The organism is Bacillus sp. ISL-51 (assembly GCF_018613535.1).
In the GTDB taxonomy this organism is placed as follows: domain Bacteria; phylum Bacillota; class Bacilli; order Bacillales; family Bacillaceae; genus Bacillus.
Genome location: NZ_JAGGQB010000023.1, coordinates 35,647 through 52,455, shown reverse-complemented (window position 1 = coordinate 52,455; position 16,809 = coordinate 35,647). Strand labels below are relative to the sequence as shown.

Annotated in this window: 18 protein-coding genes, 7 tRNA genes and 1 pseudogene; 19 read left to right on the top strand and 7 right to left on the bottom strand. The window is 45.9% G+C overall.

The annotated features are described in order from the left end of the window. The first annotated feature begins 55 nt into the window (after positions 1-55). From J7E26_RS18115 to J7E26_RS18085, 7 genes are all read left to right on the top strand, one after another. Positions 56-128, top strand: a tRNA-Phe gene (locus J7E26_RS18115). 25 nt (positions 129-153) lie between these two features. Further along, positions 154-229 (top strand) — tRNA-His (locus J7E26_RS18110). 9 nt (positions 230-238) lie between these two features. Then, positions 239-312: transfer RNA gene (locus tag J7E26_RS18105), tRNA-Gly, on the top strand. 15 nt (positions 313-327) lie between these two features. Then, a tRNA-Ile gene (locus tag J7E26_RS18100) sits at positions 328-404 on the top strand. 10 nt (positions 405-414) lie between these two features. After that, positions 415-489: transfer RNA gene (locus J7E26_RS18095), tRNA-Asn, on the top strand. A gap of 3 nt (positions 490-492) precedes the next feature. Further along, a tRNA-Ser gene (locus J7E26_RS18090) sits at positions 493-583 on the top strand. A gap of 3 nt (positions 584-586) precedes the next feature. Then, a tRNA-Glu gene (locus tag J7E26_RS18085) sits at positions 587-658 on the top strand. A 35-nt stretch (positions 659-693) separates the two neighbouring features. On the opposite strand, the pseudogene J7E26_RS18435 reads toward J7E26_RS18085, so the two are convergent. Continuing rightward, positions 694-969 (bottom strand): annotated as a pseudogene (locus J7E26_RS18435) (tryptophan-rich sensory protein); the annotation flags it as partial. 576 nt (positions 970-1,545) lie between these two features. Continuing rightward, entirely contained in the window at positions 1,546-2,265 is a 720-nt protein-coding gene (locus J7E26_RS18080) for a TraR/DksA C4-type zinc finger protein (protein ID WP_214803817.1), read from the bottom strand. Positions 2,266-2,547: 282 nt separating this feature from the next. Here J7E26_RS18080 and J7E26_RS18075 point away from each other — a divergent pair, with 282 nt between their 5' ends. The 6 genes from J7E26_RS18075 to menC all read left to right on the top strand — a co-directional run bounded on the left by J7E26_RS18075 (position 2,548) and on the right by menC (position 10,048). Then, a complete protein-coding gene (locus J7E26_RS18075; protein ID WP_214803815.1) occupies positions 2,548-3,963 on the top strand; it encodes an isochorismate synthase in 1,416 nt (471 codons plus the stop codon). Beyond that, positions 3,960-5,696 (top strand): 2-succinyl-5-enolpyruvyl-6-hydroxy-3-cyclohexene-1-carboxylic-acid synthase, encoded by a 1,737-nt coding sequence (gene menD / locus J7E26_RS18070; protein WP_214803812.1) that lies wholly within the window; start codon positions 3,960-3,962, stop codon positions 5,694-5,696. Before J7E26_RS18075 ends, menD begins: the two co-directional genes overlap by 4 nt. Next, on the top strand, positions 5,684-6,514 hold the full coding sequence (gene menH, locus J7E26_RS18065) for a 2-succinyl-6-hydroxy-2,4-cyclohexadiene-1-carboxylate synthase (RefSeq protein ID WP_214803810.1): 831 nt from the start codon (positions 5,684-5,686) through the stop codon (positions 6,512-6,514). The genes menD and menH overlap by 13 nt, the downstream gene beginning before the upstream one ends. A gap of 52 nt (positions 6,515-6,566) precedes the next feature. Beyond that, on the top strand, positions 6,567-7,385 hold the full coding sequence (menB, locus tag J7E26_RS18060; protein ID WP_214803808.1) for a 1,4-dihydroxy-2-naphthoyl-CoA synthase: 819 nt from the start codon (positions 6,567-6,569) through the stop codon (positions 7,383-7,385). A gap of 87 nt (positions 7,386-7,472) precedes the next feature. Beyond that, complete coding sequence (locus tag J7E26_RS18055) at positions 7,473-8,936, top strand: o-succinylbenzoate--CoA ligase (protein WP_214803806.1); 1,464 nt, start codon at positions 7,473-7,475, stop codon at positions 8,934-8,936. Further along, entirely contained in the window at positions 8,933-10,048 is a 1,116-nt protein-coding gene (menC, locus tag J7E26_RS18050) for an o-succinylbenzoate synthase (protein WP_214803804.1), read from the top strand. Before J7E26_RS18055 ends, menC begins: the two co-directional genes overlap by 4 nt. Positions 10,049-10,327: 279 nt before the next feature. On the opposite strand, the gene J7E26_RS18045 is transcribed toward menC, so the two are convergent. Genes J7E26_RS18045 through J7E26_RS18035 form a run of 3 tightly spaced genes read right to left on the bottom strand, consistent with a single transcriptional unit; the run spans position 10,328 to position 12,940 of the window. After that, on the bottom strand, positions 10,328-10,486 hold the full coding sequence (locus J7E26_RS18045; RefSeq protein WP_214803802.1) for a DUF1540 domain-containing protein: 159 nt from the start codon (positions 10,484-10,486) through the stop codon (positions 10,328-10,330). Between the two features lie 59 nt (positions 10,487-10,545). Then, the gene (locus J7E26_RS18040; protein ID WP_214803800.1) at positions 10,546-11,586 is read right to left on the bottom strand and encodes a cytochrome d ubiquinol oxidase subunit II; all 1,041 of its coding nucleotides are present in this window, start codon (positions 11,584-11,586) and stop codon (positions 10,546-10,548) included. A gap of 22 nt (positions 11,587-11,608) precedes the next feature. Further along, complete coding sequence (locus J7E26_RS18035; RefSeq protein WP_214803798.1) at positions 11,609-12,940, bottom strand: cytochrome ubiquinol oxidase subunit I; 1,332 nt, start codon at positions 12,938-12,940, stop codon at positions 11,609-11,611. Between the two features lie 199 nt (positions 12,941-13,139). Here J7E26_RS18035 and J7E26_RS18030 point away from each other — a divergent pair, with 199 nt between their 5' ends. Beyond that, positions 13,140-13,388 (top strand): type B 50S ribosomal protein L31, encoded by a 249-nt coding sequence (locus J7E26_RS18030; protein ID WP_214803796.1) that lies wholly within the window; start codon positions 13,140-13,142, stop codon positions 13,386-13,388. Positions 13,389-13,514: 126 nt separating this feature from the next. After that, positions 13,515-14,084, top strand: a complete 570-nt coding sequence (locus J7E26_RS18025) for a beta-class carbonic anhydrase (RefSeq protein ID WP_214803794.1) — start codon at positions 13,515-13,517, stop codon at positions 14,082-14,084. Here the strand turns inward: J7E26_RS18025 and yidD are convergent. Continuing rightward, complete coding sequence (gene yidD, locus J7E26_RS18020) at positions 14,081-14,308, bottom strand: membrane protein insertion efficiency factor YidD (protein WP_214803792.1); 228 nt, start codon at positions 14,306-14,308, stop codon at positions 14,081-14,083. The two genes, J7E26_RS18025 and yidD, sit on opposite strands and share 4 nt — an antisense overlap. Positions 14,309-14,430: 122 nt before the next feature. Between yidD and J7E26_RS18015 the strand changes: the two genes are divergently transcribed. Together J7E26_RS18015 and J7E26_RS18010 are read left to right on the top strand one after the other, a co-directional pair. Continuing rightward, positions 14,431-14,904, top strand: coding sequence for an S-ribosylhomocysteine lyase (locus J7E26_RS18015; RefSeq protein ID WP_214803790.1), 474 nt, complete (start codon positions 14,431-14,433; stop codon positions 14,902-14,904). 113 nt (positions 14,905-15,017) lie between these two features. Beyond that, positions 15,018-15,461, top strand: coding sequence for a FixH family protein (locus J7E26_RS18010; RefSeq protein ID WP_214803789.1), 444 nt, complete (start codon positions 15,018-15,020; stop codon positions 15,459-15,461). Here J7E26_RS18010 and ytzI read toward each other — a convergent pair. Then, the gene (gene ytzI / locus J7E26_RS18005; protein ID WP_214803786.1) at positions 15,458-15,607 is read right to left on the bottom strand and encodes a YtzI protein; all 150 of its coding nucleotides are present in this window, start codon (positions 15,605-15,607) and stop codon (positions 15,458-15,460) included. The genes J7E26_RS18010 and ytzI overlap by 4 nt on opposite strands. A 126-nt stretch (positions 15,608-15,733) precedes the next feature. Between ytzI and J7E26_RS18000 the strand changes: the two genes are divergently transcribed. After that, the gene (locus J7E26_RS18000) at positions 15,734-16,171 is read left to right on the top strand and encodes a Dps family protein (protein WP_214803784.1); all 438 of its coding nucleotides are present in this window, start codon (positions 15,734-15,736) and stop codon (positions 16,169-16,171) included. Between the two features lie 151 nt (positions 16,172-16,322). Continuing rightward, positions 16,323-16,727: a phage holin family protein gene (locus J7E26_RS17995; RefSeq protein WP_214803782.1), complete on the top strand. Its 405-nt coding sequence runs from the start codon at positions 16,323-16,325 to the stop codon at positions 16,725-16,727. Positions 16,728-16,809 lie beyond the last annotated feature (82 nt).

Sequence of the window (16,809 nt, the reverse complement as noted above, 5' to 3'; positions counted from 1 at the left end):
TGTCACGCAGGAGGTCGCGGGTTCGAGTCCCGTCCGGACCGCCATTTATATTCAAGGCTCGGTAGCTCAGTTGGTAGAGCAACGGACTGAAAATCCGTGTGTCGGCGGTTCGATTCCGTCCCGAGCCACCTTTTTAATTCAATATATGTTTTGGCGGTTGTGGCGAAGTGGTTAACGCACCAGATTGTGGCTCTGGCATTCGTGGGTTCGATTCCCATCAATCGCCCCAAACAAACATGCGGGTGTAGTTTAGTGGTAAAACCTCAGCCTTCCAAGCTGATGTCGTGGGTTCGATTCCCATCACCCGCTCCATTTTTGTGTTGTCATGGGCCTGTAGCTCAGCTGGTTAGAGCGCACGCCTGATAAGCGTGAGGTCGGTGGTTCGAGTCCACTCAGGCCCACCATGACTTTTCTTCCACAGTAGCTCAGTGGTAGAGCTATCGGCTGTTAACCGATCGGTCGCAGGTTCGAATCCTGCCTGTGGAGCCATATGGAGAAGTACTCAAGTGGCTGAAGAGGCGCCCCTGCTAAGGGTGTAGGTCGCGTAAGCGGCGCGAGGGTTCAAATCCCTCCTTCTCCGCCATAAGGCCCGTTGGTCAAGCGGTTAAGACACCGCCCTTTCACGGCGGTAACACGGGTTCGAATCCCGTACGGGTCATTTTAAAACCCTTGCATAGAAATGCAAGGGTTTTTTTATTTGCTCAGAAAGCGTGGCTTTGTTATTAATTCATAAGGAATCCGAAGACAGGATGCAGCCTTGCTGTATTTACCGGCAGAGATCATAATAATCAATGTCGTATCGCGACGAGCAGGCAATCAATTGATGCAGCGAGCAGGCTTTTTTGTGTGAAATGAAAAAAGCTGAAGCCTTGGTTCACGATGTAATTGAGGATCAGAATCACTCAGAAAACTTTGGCATACAATGGCTGCTGTAAGTGAAATAAGCGCAAATAAAACAGCCCATATGACTTGTTTTTACTTATTTGGGCGCCTGTTGATTCATAGGATTTAAGATGTAACATTCCATCGCCGGGGTCCGCCGTTAGGCTGCTGATAGAAGGCAGAAGCGGGATGAAAATTGTCTTCAATCAATCACTCGCAGACTGCAAGTGAAACTTATTGCCTTTTCTCGGGTTATACCGTTTTAATCCGGCAAATAAAATGTTTGTCTCCAACTCCGTATTTTTTGCGGTATTCATTTCTTATGTCTTTCCCGCGGGAGGTGAATGTAATTCACTTCATTTCTCATTTTCCTTTTAGGGAGAGCGGGATCTTCAATTGAAGGACAATTAAGTCGTAAGAGCTGAAGAAATAAGGGGATACCCCGTCAATCATTATTGGAATAGCGCCGCTAAGCATGGCCGGGGCCTATTTTTTTCATGCGAATTAAGGCCGGCTCACATTGATTTCTCTTATATAGCTGCGGTCCCTTTGACACAGTCTCCGACATACGTTAAGTCTCTGGATGTTTCCCGTCTTCCGTGTACATAAAGCGTTGTATTAAAGCCTATATGTATGAAAAAGACCCCGGAAAAAGCCGGGGCATTAATCAGCGTGCAGGTCGCCAAAAGTCGTCATGATTCCTTCTTCATCCAGTTCCTGCTCATATTTTTCATGTGCTTTGCTGGGATACACGGAAACGTTTTTTCCGGTAATATCTGTCGCGATAAAGTTTTCATAATCCTCGGCATATCCGATGTTTTCTTCTGAGTTCATCGTCATATCGCCGTAGCTGAGCGGCGGGTCTTCTAAATCCTGCGGCGTCTCCGAGTTTCCATACTCTTCGACATCCTGATAGGCGTCTTCACTGTCGTAGGCTGCCCGGATCGATTCATCATCATCGAATTCAAACTGTCCGAATGGCGTTTCTTCTTCGATCGGCCTATCTTTTGAGACGGCGTCTTGTGAGGAATATTCAGCAAGCGTCGTAGCGGTCGGCAGAGCTTCCAGTCTGTCGTAAGGAATTTCTTTGCCGCTGGCTTCGCATATGCCGTATGTGCCATTTTCGATTTTCTTCAGCGAGTAGTTGATGTCGTGAAGATGTTCGCGTTCATGTTCGAGAAGAGCGATATCTTTTTCACGCTCGTATAACTCTGTCGCCTCGTCACCGGGATGATTGTCATAGGAAGACAGTTCTCCGACCGAGTCATACGGAAATTCATCTGTTAATTGAAAATGGTCATTTTCTTTAAACCGGCTTAAAATATCGTGTTTTGCTTCTTCAAGTTCTTTTTTCAGATGCATGATCTGTTCGTTTGTAAGCAATATGATCGCCTCGTTTCTATGTGATGCTTACTGATAGTATGAACGTTTTTGGGCTGAAAAATGGTGGATAAAAATAGGTGTTTTTCCTTCTATGACTCAAGACATACAGCGATTGCCGCGAGTGGGGAAAATAATTTCAAGTTTGTTTCTTTATTCATTTGCTCAAAAAGGTTTATAATAAGAAATGCAGGCATTTTGTCGTGCAAATTCTGTGTGTTTGACACAATGTAACCACAGGTGTATTGTATTAAAAGCATTTAACGGATTATGGAGGAATGTCTCATGGTGACAACGGTGCAGCATACGTTCCGAAAGGAAGCAGTTCATGCATTATATAAAACCAAACAAGTCAACCATGCTGTCTTATTGAGCTATTCAAGACGTATTGCGTCTTTGGACCCTCTATCATTTTTCAATTACGGAGCAAAAAAATATAAAGGCAAGCGATTTTTTTGGTCAGAACCCGGTAGTGAATTAACAATAGTCGGTCTCGGCACAGAAGCGGTGTTCCAGTCGGAGGAAAAAAATGAAAAACGGTACCACGACGTTTTTGAACAATGGGAGCGCTTTAAAAAGACGGCTTTTCATATTCATGAGGAAGAACAGGCGCAGCACTCTGCGATAGGTCCTGTCTTATTCGGCGGTTTTTCGTTTAATCCTTCTGAGGAAAGAGGAGATGAGTGGAATGGATTTGAAGAAGGGCTTTTCTTTATTCCTTCACTCATGCTTACGAAAACAGCTGACGGTGCTTTTCTAACCGTCAATCAATGGGCCGGTGAGGCGGATCAGGCAGAAGATGTGCTCGAACGTCTGAAATCCTTTTCGGAAGCTTTTACGGTTTCTTCTTTGTCGTATGAAGATTATCCGGAATTAACGAAGGCGGAAGAACTTGATGTGGAGAACTGGCTTGAAGCCATTAAAACAGCAACAAATGAAATGAAAGAGAATCAATATGATAAAGTTGTGCTGGCGCGGGAAGTGCTCTTGTCGTATGACGGGCCGATCCCGATTGAAAGCGTGCTGAATAAGCTTTTGACGGATCAAACGACAAGCTATATCTTTGCCTCTGAGCAGGGAAATAAATGCTTTATCGGCGCTTCACCGGAACGTCTTATTAAAAAAGACGGCAAAAACGTGATGTCATCCTGCCTTGCAGGCTCGATCAAACGAGGGAAAGATGAACAAGAAGATGTGCGTTTAGGACGGGAATTGCTGCATGATGAAAAAAATCTCATGGAGCATGATTTTGTGGTCAAAATGATACACGATGCTTTTTTGTCGAGCTGTCATGAGGTAGAAAAGCCGTCAGGCCCGCAATTATATAAGACAAAAAACGTTCAGCATCTTTATACGCCGATCGTCGGCCGTCTCAAAACGTCAGCTTCGCTTTTTGATTTAATTGAAAAGCTTCATCCTACACCGGCATTGGGAGGCGCTCCTCAACAGAAAGCCGTTGAGGTCATTGCTGAGCTTGAGCCGATGACACGCGGATGGTATGCAGCTCCTATTGGCTGGATTGACAGCAGAGAAAACGGAGAATTTGCGGTAGCGATCCGCTCGGGACTGATCGAAGGCAATGAAGCGCGGCTGTTTGCAGGATGCGGCATTGTTGAAGATTCCGACCCGCAATCAGAATATGAAGAAACACAAATTAAACTAAAGCCGATGATCTCTGCTTTAGGAGGTGAAAGGCTTTGACAAACCCGATTACCCATTATATCGGAAGTTTTATTGATGAATTTGCTCTTTCAGGTGTAACCGATGCGGTCGTTTGTCCTGGATCGAGGTCTACTCCGCTGGCCGTGTTGGCTGCGGCTCACCCGGATATCAATGTTCATATTCAGATTGACGAACGATCCGCCGGTTTTTTCGCACTCGGTTTGGCAAAAGCCCGGCAGCGCCCGGTCATGCTGATTTGTACGTCGGGTACGGCTGCGGCGAACTTTTATCCGGCTGTTATTGAAGCGCATTATTCACGAGTGCCGCTTATCGTGCTGACCGCTGACCGTCCTCATGAATTACGTGAAGTAGGGGCGCCTCAAGCGATTAACCAGCATTTTCTGTTCGGTAACTTTGTTAAGTTTTTCACAGACTCGGCTCTTCCCGAGGAACAGCCGCAGATGCTGAGTTACGTCCGGACATTGGCCGGCCGCGCTGCCAGTGAAGCGGGCAAGCGTCCGATGGGGCCTGTTCATATCAATGTTCCGCTCAGAGAGCCGTTAATGCCGGATCTCTCCGCGCAGCCTTTTGAAAGAATGAGAACGGGACGCCACGTATCTGTGAAAACAGGCATTCAGTCTGTCGATAAAGAGTCTCTGCGTGATGTTACCGAGCGCCTTGCCGGCGTTCAAAAAGGAATGATCGTCTGCGGAGAGATTCACAGCGACGACGAAAAACAGCATATTATCGCGCTTGCCGAGGCGCTTCAATATCCGATTTTGGCGGACCCGCTTTCAAATCTCCGAAACGGAAAACATGATAAGAGCATGATCATTGATGCCTATGATTCTTTCTTGAAAGATGAAGAGCTGAAAGAGGTCTTGCGTCCTGACGCTGTCATCCGTTTCGGGCCGATGCCGGTTTCTAAGCCGCTCTTTTTATGGCTGAGGGATGATCCTGCCATTGAGCAGTTCATTATTGATGAGGATGGCGGCTGGAGGGACCCTACTCAGGCCGGCGCACACATGATTCATTGCCATCCGTCAGTCTTTCTGGAAGCTGTCCGTTCCGCTGAAGGCGCAAAACGGCATTCGGACTGGCTGGAAAAATGGCAGTTTGTCAATGAGCGGTTCCGAAGTCATTTGCAAACCGCAAGTATGGATGATCTGTCATTTGAAGGAAATGTATATCGAGAGCTTCAGCATCTTGTTCCAGAAAACAGTTCACTTTTTGTCGGCAACAGTATGCCGATCCGTGACGTGGATACGTTTTTTGAAAAACAGGACCGTTCCTTCCGTATATATGCCAACCGCGGCGCAAACGGAATAGACGGGGTTGTTTCTTCGGCTATGGGGCTGTGTGAGGGGACGAAAGCCCCTGTAACGCTTGTAATCGGAGATTTATCGTTTTATCATGATTTAAACGGGCTGTTAGCGGCTAAGAAGCTTGGCATTCCGCTTACAGTCATTTTGATTAATAATGACGGCGGCGGGATTTTCTCATTTTTGCCGCAGGCTTCTGATAAAACACATTTTGAAGAGCTGTTCGGCACGCCGACAGGCCTTGATTTTCAGCATGCTGCCGCTCTTTACGGGGGCACGTATACATGCCCGGATTCATGGGAAGCCTTCAGAGCTGCATATGGTCCTCAGGCGGAAAAGCCCGGCCTTCACATTATCGAGCTGAAAACAGATCGCACATCAAGGGTTCAGTTCCATCGCGAGCTGTTGCAGTCCGCCGTGCGGGAAGTGAAAAAAGAATGGAAACTGTAAACATCAAAATGGCGGACGGAGTGTGCTATCGTGCTGCTGATAGCGGACATCATGCATCGGAAGCACTTGTATTTCTTCATGGATTCACAGGCAGCAAAGAATCCTGGATGTTTTTGCAGGACGCGTTTCCGGGTGAACGTTTGGTGATGATAGACTGCTTAGGGCACGGTGAATCAGAAGCGCCGTTACAAGCGGTAAGGTACAGCACGAACCGGCAAGTTTCAGACCTTGCCGCCATTTTTAATCAATTAAAACTTCACAAAGTGAAACTTATTGGTTATTCTATGGGGGGCAGGCTTGCGTATTCATTTGCGCAGGTGTTTCCTGACCGTGTGTCTGCTCTTGTTTTAGAAAGTTCGACTCCCGGCCTGGGCACGCTTCAGGAACGCAAAAACAGAATTCAGTCTGACCGGAAGCTTGCGGATTTTATTTTGCGGGACGGCATTGAATCATTTGTTGATTATTGGGAAAACATCCCTTTGTTTGCCACACAGCTTTCCCTTCCTGAAAGCGTGCGGAAGAACATCAGGTCAGGCAGATTGAAAAATAATCCGGCCGGACTTGCAGGCAGCTTACTCGGAATGGGGACTGGATCACAGCCTTCTTGGTGGGATGCATTAGATAACATCAAAGCGCCCGTTCTTCTGATATGCGGGGAATGGGATGAAAAATTTTGCGTTATTAATCAAAAGGTGCACAACCGGCTTCCATCGAGTAAAATAGAGGTTGTCAAACAGGCGGGCCATACGGTTCATGTGGAACAGCCGCGAATTTTTGGTAAGATAATAAGTGAGTTTTTATCCTCGGAACAAGCATAACTAAGATGCTGTTTCGGCAGCTCACATGTAAAAATTAAAGGAGGTCATATATATGGCTGCAGAATGGAAAAGCGAACGTCAGTACGATGAAATATTGTACGAGACGTATAACGGCATTGCAAAAATAACAATTAATCGTCCGGAGGTACATAACGCATTCACTCCTAAAACGGTGTCTGAAATGATTGACGCATTTGCTTACGCGCGTGATGATTCCAACATCGGTGTTATCGTGCTTGCGGGTGCGGGAGATAAGGCGTTTTGTTCAGGCGGAGACCAAAAAGTGCGCGGTCACGGCGGATATGTCGGTGACGATCAGATCCCTCGTCTGAATGTGCTTGATCTTCAGCGTTTGATCCGTGTCATTCCTAAGCCGGTTGTGGCAATGGTATCTGGTTATGCCATCGGCGGAGGCCATGTGCTTCATATCGTATGTGATTTGACGATTGCTGCGGATAACGCGATTTTCGGACAAACAGGCCCGAAAGTAGGAAGCTTTGATGCCGGTTACGGTTCTGGATACCTTGCGCGTATCGTCGGACATAAAAAAGCACGTGAAATCTGGTATCTGTGCCGTCAATACAATGCACAGGAAGCACTCGACATGGGACTTGTCAATACAGTTGTTCCGTTAGAGCAGCTTGAGGAAGAAACCATCAAATGGTGTGAGGAAATGCTTGAGAAAAGCCCGACCGCACTTCGTTTCCTTAAAGCGGCGTTTAACGCAGATACAGACGGACTTGCCGGAATTCAGCAATTTGCGGGAGACGCAACGCTTCTTTATTACACGACAGACGAAGCGAAAGAAGGCCGCGATTCCTTTAAAGAAAAACGCAGTCCCGATTTCGGTCAATTCCCTCGTTTTCCGTGATCAGATGACACCTCGAAACAGCTTGAGCCATTCTGGTCCAAGCTGTTTTCTTTTCAAAATCAGTACTTTTACCTCGGAGATGATAACATGCTGACAGAACAGCCTAATTGGCTCATTCAAAGGACGCAGCTCACACCAGAGAGAACGGCTCTCATATTTGAAAACCAAAGTTTCACATTCAGAGAATTATATGAAGCTTCTAAACAAATGGCGGCGCGGCTTTCCGCATGCTGCTCGCTGAGAAAAGGCGACCGTGTTGCGATTTTGCTTTCTAACCGCGCGGAGATGGTCTTTGCCGTACATGCCTGCTTTTTATTGGGCGCTGAAGCGGTGCTGTTAAATACGAAGCTGTCAAAACAAGAAAGACTGTTTCAGCTTGAAGATTCGAAGGCGGTGCTGTTACTGACGGATTCCGGTTTTTGCCGCCGGGAATACGACTCTGTGATTGCGACGGCCGACGTGGACGAGCTTCAAGCGGCTGAGGCGGAAGACATTGAAGTTGAGGCTTATATGAAGCTTGATGATACGGCGACTTTAATGTACACGTCAGGAACGACAGGGAGGCCGAAGGGGGTTCAGCAAACGTTCGGAAACCATTATTCAAGCGCTGTATCTTCAGCTTTGAATCTGGGGGTCACAGAGCGGGACCGCTGGCTGATTGCGCTGCCTCTGTTTCATATCAGCGGGCTGTCCGCGCTGTTTAAATCGGTCATTTACGGCATGCCTGTTGTGCTTCATCAAAAATTTTCCGTCAGTGATGTACTGGACAGCATCAGCCGCCACCGGGTTACGATCATATCTGCGGTGCAGACGATGCTTTCCGGTCTGCTGTCGGAGACGGATCACTGTCCTGAATCTCTCAGATGCATCCTGCTTGGCGGAGGACCTGCACCGCTTCCGCTCCTTGAAGAGTGCCGCCAGAAACAATTTCCGGTGTTTCAATCATACGGCCTGACTGAAACCTGCTCACAGATCGTCACGCTTTCTCCTGAATTCAGTATGGAAAAGCTCGGCTCGGCAGGAAAGCCGCTGTTTTCATGTGAGATTTCGATTGAAAAAGACGGCAACAAGTGTGCGCCGTTTGAACACGGTGAAATTACGGTCAAAGGGCCGAATGTGATGAAAGGTTACTATAACCGTGATGAAGCCAATCGAGCGGCTTTTGAAAACGGCTGGTTTAAGACGGGAGATCTTGGCTATTTAGATGAAGACGGGTTTTTGTTTGTGCTGGACAGACGTTCTGATCTCATTATTTCGGGCGGAGAAAACATTTACCCCGCTGAAGTCGAGGCAGTGCTGCTTGCACATCCCGCAGTTGCTGAAGCGGGTGTTTCGGGAGCTGAAGATCCAAAGTGGGGAAGGGTCCCGCACGCATTTCTCGTGTTAACCTCTCCGGTCAGTTCGGACGAGCTGGCCGCCTTTTGCCGTGAACGGCTTGCAAAATATAAAATTCCGGCTAAGTTTTTCTCAGCGGAAGAGCTGCCGCGAAACGCGTCAAATAAATTGATGAGACACCGGCTGAATGATCTTCGTAAAGGAGAGCTGTCATGATTAAGATAGAAAAAATCACCCTTTATCATGTAAGTATGAGGCTGAAAAAACCGTTTAAAACAAGTATCGAAACGCTTCAAGACCGGAAGTTTTTGATTCTTGAGGCTATAGATGAATCCGGTGAGGCCGGCTGGGGGGAAGTATCCGCGTTTTCTTCTCCCTGGTATACAGAAGAAACAATTCAAACGTGCGCGCATATGCTTAAGGATTTCTTTATCCCCAATATAGTGGGGCGTGAGTTTTCCCATCCGTCTGAGGTGCCGGACAGCCTCGTGCGTTTTAAGGGAAACCGTATGGCAAAGGCCGGGCTGGAATCTGCCGTGTGGGATATATACGCAAAGAAAAAAGGTATTTCTCTTGCTGAAGCCCTCGGCGGCAAAAGGGATAAAGTTCCCGCCGGCGTCGTAGTGGGGCTCGCTCCGATTAAAGATATGCTTCGGGAAATTGAGCAATATGTAAAAGAGGGTTATCAAAGAATAAAAATAAAAATTCAGCCGGGCCGGGATATTGATTTAGTGAAAGCCATACGCAGCCGTTTTCCGAACGTGCCGCTGATGGCGGACGCAAATTCGGCGTATGAACTGAAAGACATCAGCAGGCTGAAGGAATTGGATGAATTTCATTTAATGATGATAGAGCAGCCGCTTCAGGCAGATGACATTGTCGATCACCGCCACCTGCAAAAGCATTTGAGAACGGCCATATGCCTTGATGAGAGCATTTGCTCGGCGGATGACGCAAGACGGGCAATTGAGCTTGGAAGCTGTAAAATAATTAACATTAAGCCGGCACGTGTCGGCGGCCTGACGGAGGCGCTTAAAATTCACGACTTGTGCAGAGAGCATCAAATGCCGGTATGGTGCGGGGGAATGTTTGAGACGGGCATTTCCCGGGCGCAGAGCGCGGCGCTTGCCTCGCTGCCCCAATTTACGATACCGGGCGACATTTCGTCATCCTCCCGATACTGGGAAGAGGATATCGTAACCCCTGATATTCGTATTGACGAGGGTTTTATTTCTGTTCCGAACGGGCCTGGTTTGGGTGTGGAAGTCAATCAAGAGGTTATGAGAAAATATGTTACCCAAATGGATGTTTTCACAACAAACAGCTGATAAAATGAAATTTTAGTAAGTTGAGCGCATGGCGTGCCGCTGTTATATTGAAATTGTTCACATTTTATCCCCTTCTCGTTTGAACCGGCTATCAGCCGGTTTTTTTATTTAGCAGACACTTGACAAATGTGGGTGCGTACGATATTGCACAAAGGAAACTGATGGCAGGTGTCTTTTTTCTGCTGGCGTTTCTGTTTTCGCCTTCACAGGTGCTGATCTCTAAAAGGCTTGCGGCAGGCAAAGTAAAAAGAGCTGTATGAAAACAGCTCTTCTCTTTTTTTACAAATCTTGAGGTTTAAAGGTTTTGCAATCCGTTTCTTCACTTTTTTCAGCTGTATCGCCCGTATGGCTGACAACATAAATCGCGTCAGCTGTACATTTGTTTCCTTGATCCCAATATGAACAGTTGTTAACTTCGCACAGAATTTTTTGTTTCATTGTAAAACTCTCCCTCCAAGATAAAAGGTACGCCTTTAGTATAGCCAGCCTTACATGTGCTATTCTTCTTGGCGGATATAACGTTTATCTTTCATGAATAACTTCCAAAAGAAATAAAATCCCGGAAATAAGACGATGAAAGCAACGATATAAGTCATGAACAGCGCCCTGAACGTTGCAGGCTCTGTAAAGCCGGACATGATGGTGATATCTGGATAGATCATATAAGGGAGATGTGCCCGCCCGTATGCATAGCTTGCCAAGAAATATTGAACCGCAATCGCTATCATGGCGATTCTCGGCTTGCCGAGGTTTTGTCCGAAACGTTTATTCGGCAAAAACAGAGCAACACCCGCAATAATAAATGTAATGACAGAAAGAATCAGCCACGTCACATCCTTCATCATCCCGGCATAAAGCCAGCCGGCTTCAGTGCGTAAAGTCAGCATAATGAAAATCGCAAAAAGAAGAGACAGAGGCCCTGTTATTAACGCGCTCCGCCTGTAAACGCGGTATGCGTGCTCCTCTTCCGCCACATTGGAAAAATCGGCCAAAAGCAGCGAAGATAAAAATAAAGTAGTTAAGATGGCAAAGCCGATAAAAGCATAAGCGTTCAGGCTCGTGAACACACTGACCAAATTCAGATGATACACTCCGCCCGCTTTTTCGATAAAACCGCCATGTGTCACCGGAAGCACAAGAATAAGCACTGCCGGTATGATAAAGCCAGAGATTCCGGAAATATATCTCATGATTTTTCTTTCTTTCGCCGTGTTGGAAAAGACGAGAAAACCGCTTCGGATGGCTAAAAGCAGCAAAATGATACTCCCCGGAATTAATAAAACGGTTCCCAGCACGAAAGTCGCCCCCGGAAAGAAGCTGAAAAGGGCGACAACGATCGCGACGATAAAGACATTGGTCACTTCCCATGTCGGCGACAAATAACGGTTGGCGATGTTTGTCGCTTTTGTTTGTTCTTTATTTAAATAAATCATGGACCAAAAACCGGCTCCGAAGTCCATCGTCGCCATGACCGCGTAGATAAACACGAAACCCCATACGATTGAAATCGCGATGAGAGCATCCATAGTAATGTCCATTTCTATTCAGCCCTTTCTATTGTTAAGATTCTGCCGCTTTTACATCCTCCTCGACAGGATGCTTGCGGAAATAATAAAGCAGCACATAAATGACTGCCGCAGCCAAAATGGCATAAACAACCGTAAACAGAATAAACAGAACGCCGATTGAACCCGTTGTCGTTACAACATCCGATGTTTTCAGCAGGTGGTAAATGACCCACGGCTGCCTGCCCGTACAAGCGAATATCCATCCGAACTCGATCCCGATTAAACTAAGCGGGCCGGCGGTTAAAAATAAAATCAGCAGCCACTTCGGAAAGCTGTCTTTTTTTAAGATCTTTCTCCAAACGATGCCGATGACAGAGTACAGAATCAGCACCATGCCGATTCCGACCATTCCGTTAAACAGCGTATGGATAAATAAAGGCGGCCATTCGTCTTTCGGAAATGCATTTAATCCTTTTACGACGGTGTCAAAACTGTTCGCCGCTAAAAAGCTTAAAGCCCACGGCACTTCTATCGCCCATTTCACCTTTTCTTCTTTTGCATCCGTAAAACCGCCGATCGCAAGCGGGGCATGTGATCTTGTTTCAAATAATCCTTCAGCGCCCGCAAGCTTTTCCGGCTGGTATTGGTAAAGAAGCTGGGCTGATTCGTGTCCGTTTAAAGAAGCGGCAATCGAAAAAATGCCGCCGATCGTTAAAGCAAGCAGCAGCGCTTTCCGGTGAAAACGATAAACCTGTTCCTGCTTTCTCGTTCTCAGCATTTTATAAGCCGCTACTGACGCGACAATAAACGCGCCTGTCATAAAAGCGGTCAGAACGACATGGCCTGCGGTGGTAAAAAAACTCGGATTGAAAAACGCAGCCCACGGTTCAACGTCCGTTATTTTGCCGTTCAAAATTTTAAATCCGGCCGGCGTTCCTTCAAAGGCGTGGACATTTGTAATTAAAACGGCAGATGCCGCAGCGCCGATTAAAACAAAAACAACGGCGATGATACGCATGGCCGGAGTCAGCCGGTCAGCAGCATATACATAAATGGACATAAACAGCGCCTCAATAAAAAACGCGTAGATTTCAATCTGAAACGGAAGCGACATGACTCTGCCGATGACTTCCATAAATCCAGGCCATAACAGGGCGAGCTGTGTTCCTGCAATCGTCCCGGTCGGAATCGCCACACCGAGCAAAACGGCCTGCGCTTTCGTCCACCTTTTCGCCATAATGGCATAGTGCGGGTCTTTTGTTTTTTGATAAATCAATTCAGCCATTAAAATCATAAGAGGCAAACCTACCCCTAAAGTCGCGAAAATAATATGAAAGCCCATAGTTGTCCCGAACAGGCTTCTGGCTAACACTAAATCATCCACGATCATAAACCGCCTTTCTGAATTACCGTTTTATGTAATGTGGTTATATTATTTGCCGAGTCATTTAGATTATTCTTCTTATTCCAGAAATGAACAGGGTTTAGAAATCAAAGGATCGGGGCATATATGATTGACAAGGGGCCTGTAGAAGGTGTAGAATAAAACGTAATTATTACGATTTAAGAAAGGGAGATCAGCTATGAAAAAAGACATCCATCCGAATAACCATCGAGTGATTTTTCAAGATGTAAACAGCGGCTACCGTTTTTTAAGCCGTTCAACTAGAACATCTGAGGAAACCGCCCAGTGGGAAGACGGAAACACATACCCGGTGATTAAAGTAGAGGTCAGCTCGGATACGCATCCATTTTATACGGGCCGGCAAAAATTCAACGAAAAAGGCGGAAGAGTGGAACAGTTTAACAAAAGATACAATATGGGAAAATGAGACAAGCCCCGGCGGTTTGTCTTTTTTATTGAACAGCCTGTTACTTTTTCATCAAGTGCCGGGGGTGACGAAAAGCCGTGATCTGTGTTATATTGTGTATAAAAAATGCAGAAAGGAAACACCAAGATGAGTCTACTAAACGATATCCTGCAATTTAATGAGCAGTTCATTGAAAAGAAAGATTATGAAAAATATCAAACCTCTAAATTCCCTGATAAAAAGATGGCGATTTTGTCTTGTATGGACACCCGTCTCGTGGAATTGCTGCCGCATGCGATGAACATGCGAAACGGTGATGTGAAAATTATTAAAAGTGCTGGCGCGCTCGTTTCCCACCCATTCGGGAGCATTATGCGGAGCCTGTTGGTCGCCGTTTACGAGTTAAACGCAGATGAAGTCTGCGTTATCGGCCACCATGATTGCGGAATGAGTAAAATTAACAGCGAGGATATGCTCGATAAAATCGTTGAGCGGGGCATCCCGAAAGAGCGGATTGACATGCTGAAAAACTCAGGCGTCGACCTTGACCAGTGGCTGAAAAGCTTTGATTCTGTAGAAGCAAGCGTCACTGACAGTGTAAACGTCATTAAAAATCATCCGCTTTTCCCTGATAATGTGCCGGTGCATGGTCTTGTGATCGATCCGGAAACCGGAAAACTTGACCTCGTCATTGACGGCTATCAACACATGAACTAATTCTTTCGTTTTTTTTCAGGTACGGGATCAACGCCGCCCGGATGAAGCGGGTGACACTTCAAAATACGTTTAAGCGTCAGCCATCCTCCTTTTACCGCGCCGTGTGTCTTTATGGCTTCAATTCCGTATTGTGAACAAGTCGGATAAAAGCGGCATGACGGCGGCGTCAGAGGAGAAATGAATTTTTGATATCCGCGGATTATGGCGATAAATAAGGTTTTCATCGTAAAGCCCCTTTCTGATGCTAGTATAGAAAAAAAAATTCAGATTGAAAAGCTTCAGCCATAATTCTTATCGGAAAACTGTGTTATAATGGGTCCATATTCTAAAAAAAGGGAGTGCCATTATGCCTTCAGTAGAAAGTTTTGAGCTTGACCATAATGCGGTTGTGGCTCCGTATGTAAGACATTGCGGAGTGCATAAAGTCGGAACAGACGGCGTCGTGAATAAATTTGACATTCGTTTTTGTCAGCCGAACAAACAGGCGATGAAGCCGGATACGATTCATACGCTTGAGCACTTGCTTGCGTTTACGATTCGTTCGCATTCTGAGAAATACGATCACTTCGACATCATTGATATATCACCAATGGGCTGCCAAACAGGCTATTATCTCGTTGTCAGCGGCGAACCGACAGCAGAAGAAATTGTTGATTTGCTTGATGCGACGCTGAATGAAGCGATTGATATTACGGAAATTCCCGCAGCCAACGAAAAACAGTGCGGACAGGCGAAGCTTCACGATTTAGAAGGCGCCAAACGTCTCATGCGCTTCTGGCTTTCACAGGATAAAGAGGAATTGCTGAAAGTTTTCGGATAAAAAAGTAAGCCCTTTTGCTAATGCAAAAGGGCTTTTTTACATATTTCTAAAAAATGTCACAACTTTTGTGTAAGCGTTTGCTAAAATGGAAGTAAACACAAAGGGGTGATGGAATGAAACGGGCGGTATTGGCAGGAATGTGCGGTATGGTATTTCTTTTATCTTCTTGCGGAGGCGCTTCGGATAAAACTGCCTCCACTGATGAGCCTAAAGTGCTGGAGGTCAAGCTTACGGGACCGAAAACGGTAAAGCCGCATGAAAAAGCGGAATATCAGGCAGATGTTTTTTATGGGGATGAGCGCGTCACAGATGCGGACGAAGTCATGTTTGAAGTATGGAAAGAAGGAAAGAAAGGCAGCAGTAAGACAAGAAAGGCCAAGGAGGAAAAAGGGACGTATCATTTACGCACTGAATTCGAAGAAGAAGGCATATACACGATTCAATCCCACGTAACGGCAAAAAAACAGCACAACATGCCGACTCTTACAGTCCGTGTCGGGAATGCTGATGCTGCCGGTGATTCCTCCGGCCAAGAGAAAAAGACGCATCATCATTAATGTTTGTTTTTCTGTGAGAAGCGGTTTGGCGCGTTTTGCGGCGGATCAATCGTATGCTTTACGTTATAGGCCTTTACGGTCGACCAAATGGATAGCAACAGGACGGCAAGCACAATAACGATGCCGAAACTTAAAAGAAGCAGCATAATATCCCTCCTTTTTAACAAATGATAACATATTTTCCAGATGGATGATCAAGGGGCTGAAATTTTATGTTTTGGCAGACGATAAAAAGGGTATATCAATAGTAAACCATAAGGAGGAAGATAGGAATGTCAGAAAAATTACTGAATGCAGTCAATAAACAAGTCGCTAACTGGACGGTCATGTATGTGAAACTACATAATTATCATTGGTATGTAAAAGGGAAGGATTTCTTCACGCTGCACGAGAAATTTGAAGAGCTGTATAACGAAGCGGCTACTTATATTGATGACTTGGCAGAACGGCTTTTAGCATTAAACGGCAAGCCGATCGGCACAATGACTGAATCGCTGAAAACGGCGTCCATAAAAGAAGCGGAAGGCAATGAGAGCGCCGAGCAAATGGTGCAAAGCATTTATGATGATTTCTCCGTTATCGCAGAAGAGCTGAAAAGCGGCATGGATCTTGCCGATGAGGTCGGAGACGAAACAACGGGAGATATGCTGCTTGCGATTCACCAGAATATCGAAAAGCATAACTGGATGTTAAAAGCGTATTTAGGATAACGTAATGAAAGGACCGGGGCTTTAAAGCTTCCGGTTTTTTTATCTGTCTGCCCGCGGGAGGTGTTGTCCATTTTTCTGAAATATCCAGTCCGTTCCTCTTCTTTTTCATAGAATAAGGTAAGTCCGTTTCTGTGAAAGGATGTTGGAACAAGTGGGCAAAGACTTTGGCATCTTTTCGTTTTTTGCAGTTGTCGTGTCAGCAGCGGGTTTTTTCTTCGGCGGTTTTCAGTATCCGTTTCTTATTTTGTTATCGTTAATGGCAATTGAATATATCAGTACAAGCTTAAAGGATACCATTTTACATCAGTTGACCGCGAAAAAGCTTTTTGCGCGGCTGGTCAAAAAAATTGTGACCTTGGCATTAATCTCAGTTTGCCATTTTTTTGATCAGCTGCTCACTACTGAGGGTTCTATCCGTAATTTAGCTCTTATGTTTTATATCTTATACGAATCGGTGCAAATTGTGATTACGGCAAGTTCGCTTGGTATTCCGGTTCCGCAAATGCTCGTCGATCTTTTGGACGCCTTGAAAAATAAATTCAAGCGCAAACCGTAACTTTTGCCGCGCCGGAGGCCATACTAGGGTATGATGGTTTTCCTCTGAATTTTTGATAAAGGGCTTCCGATCAAACGCAACT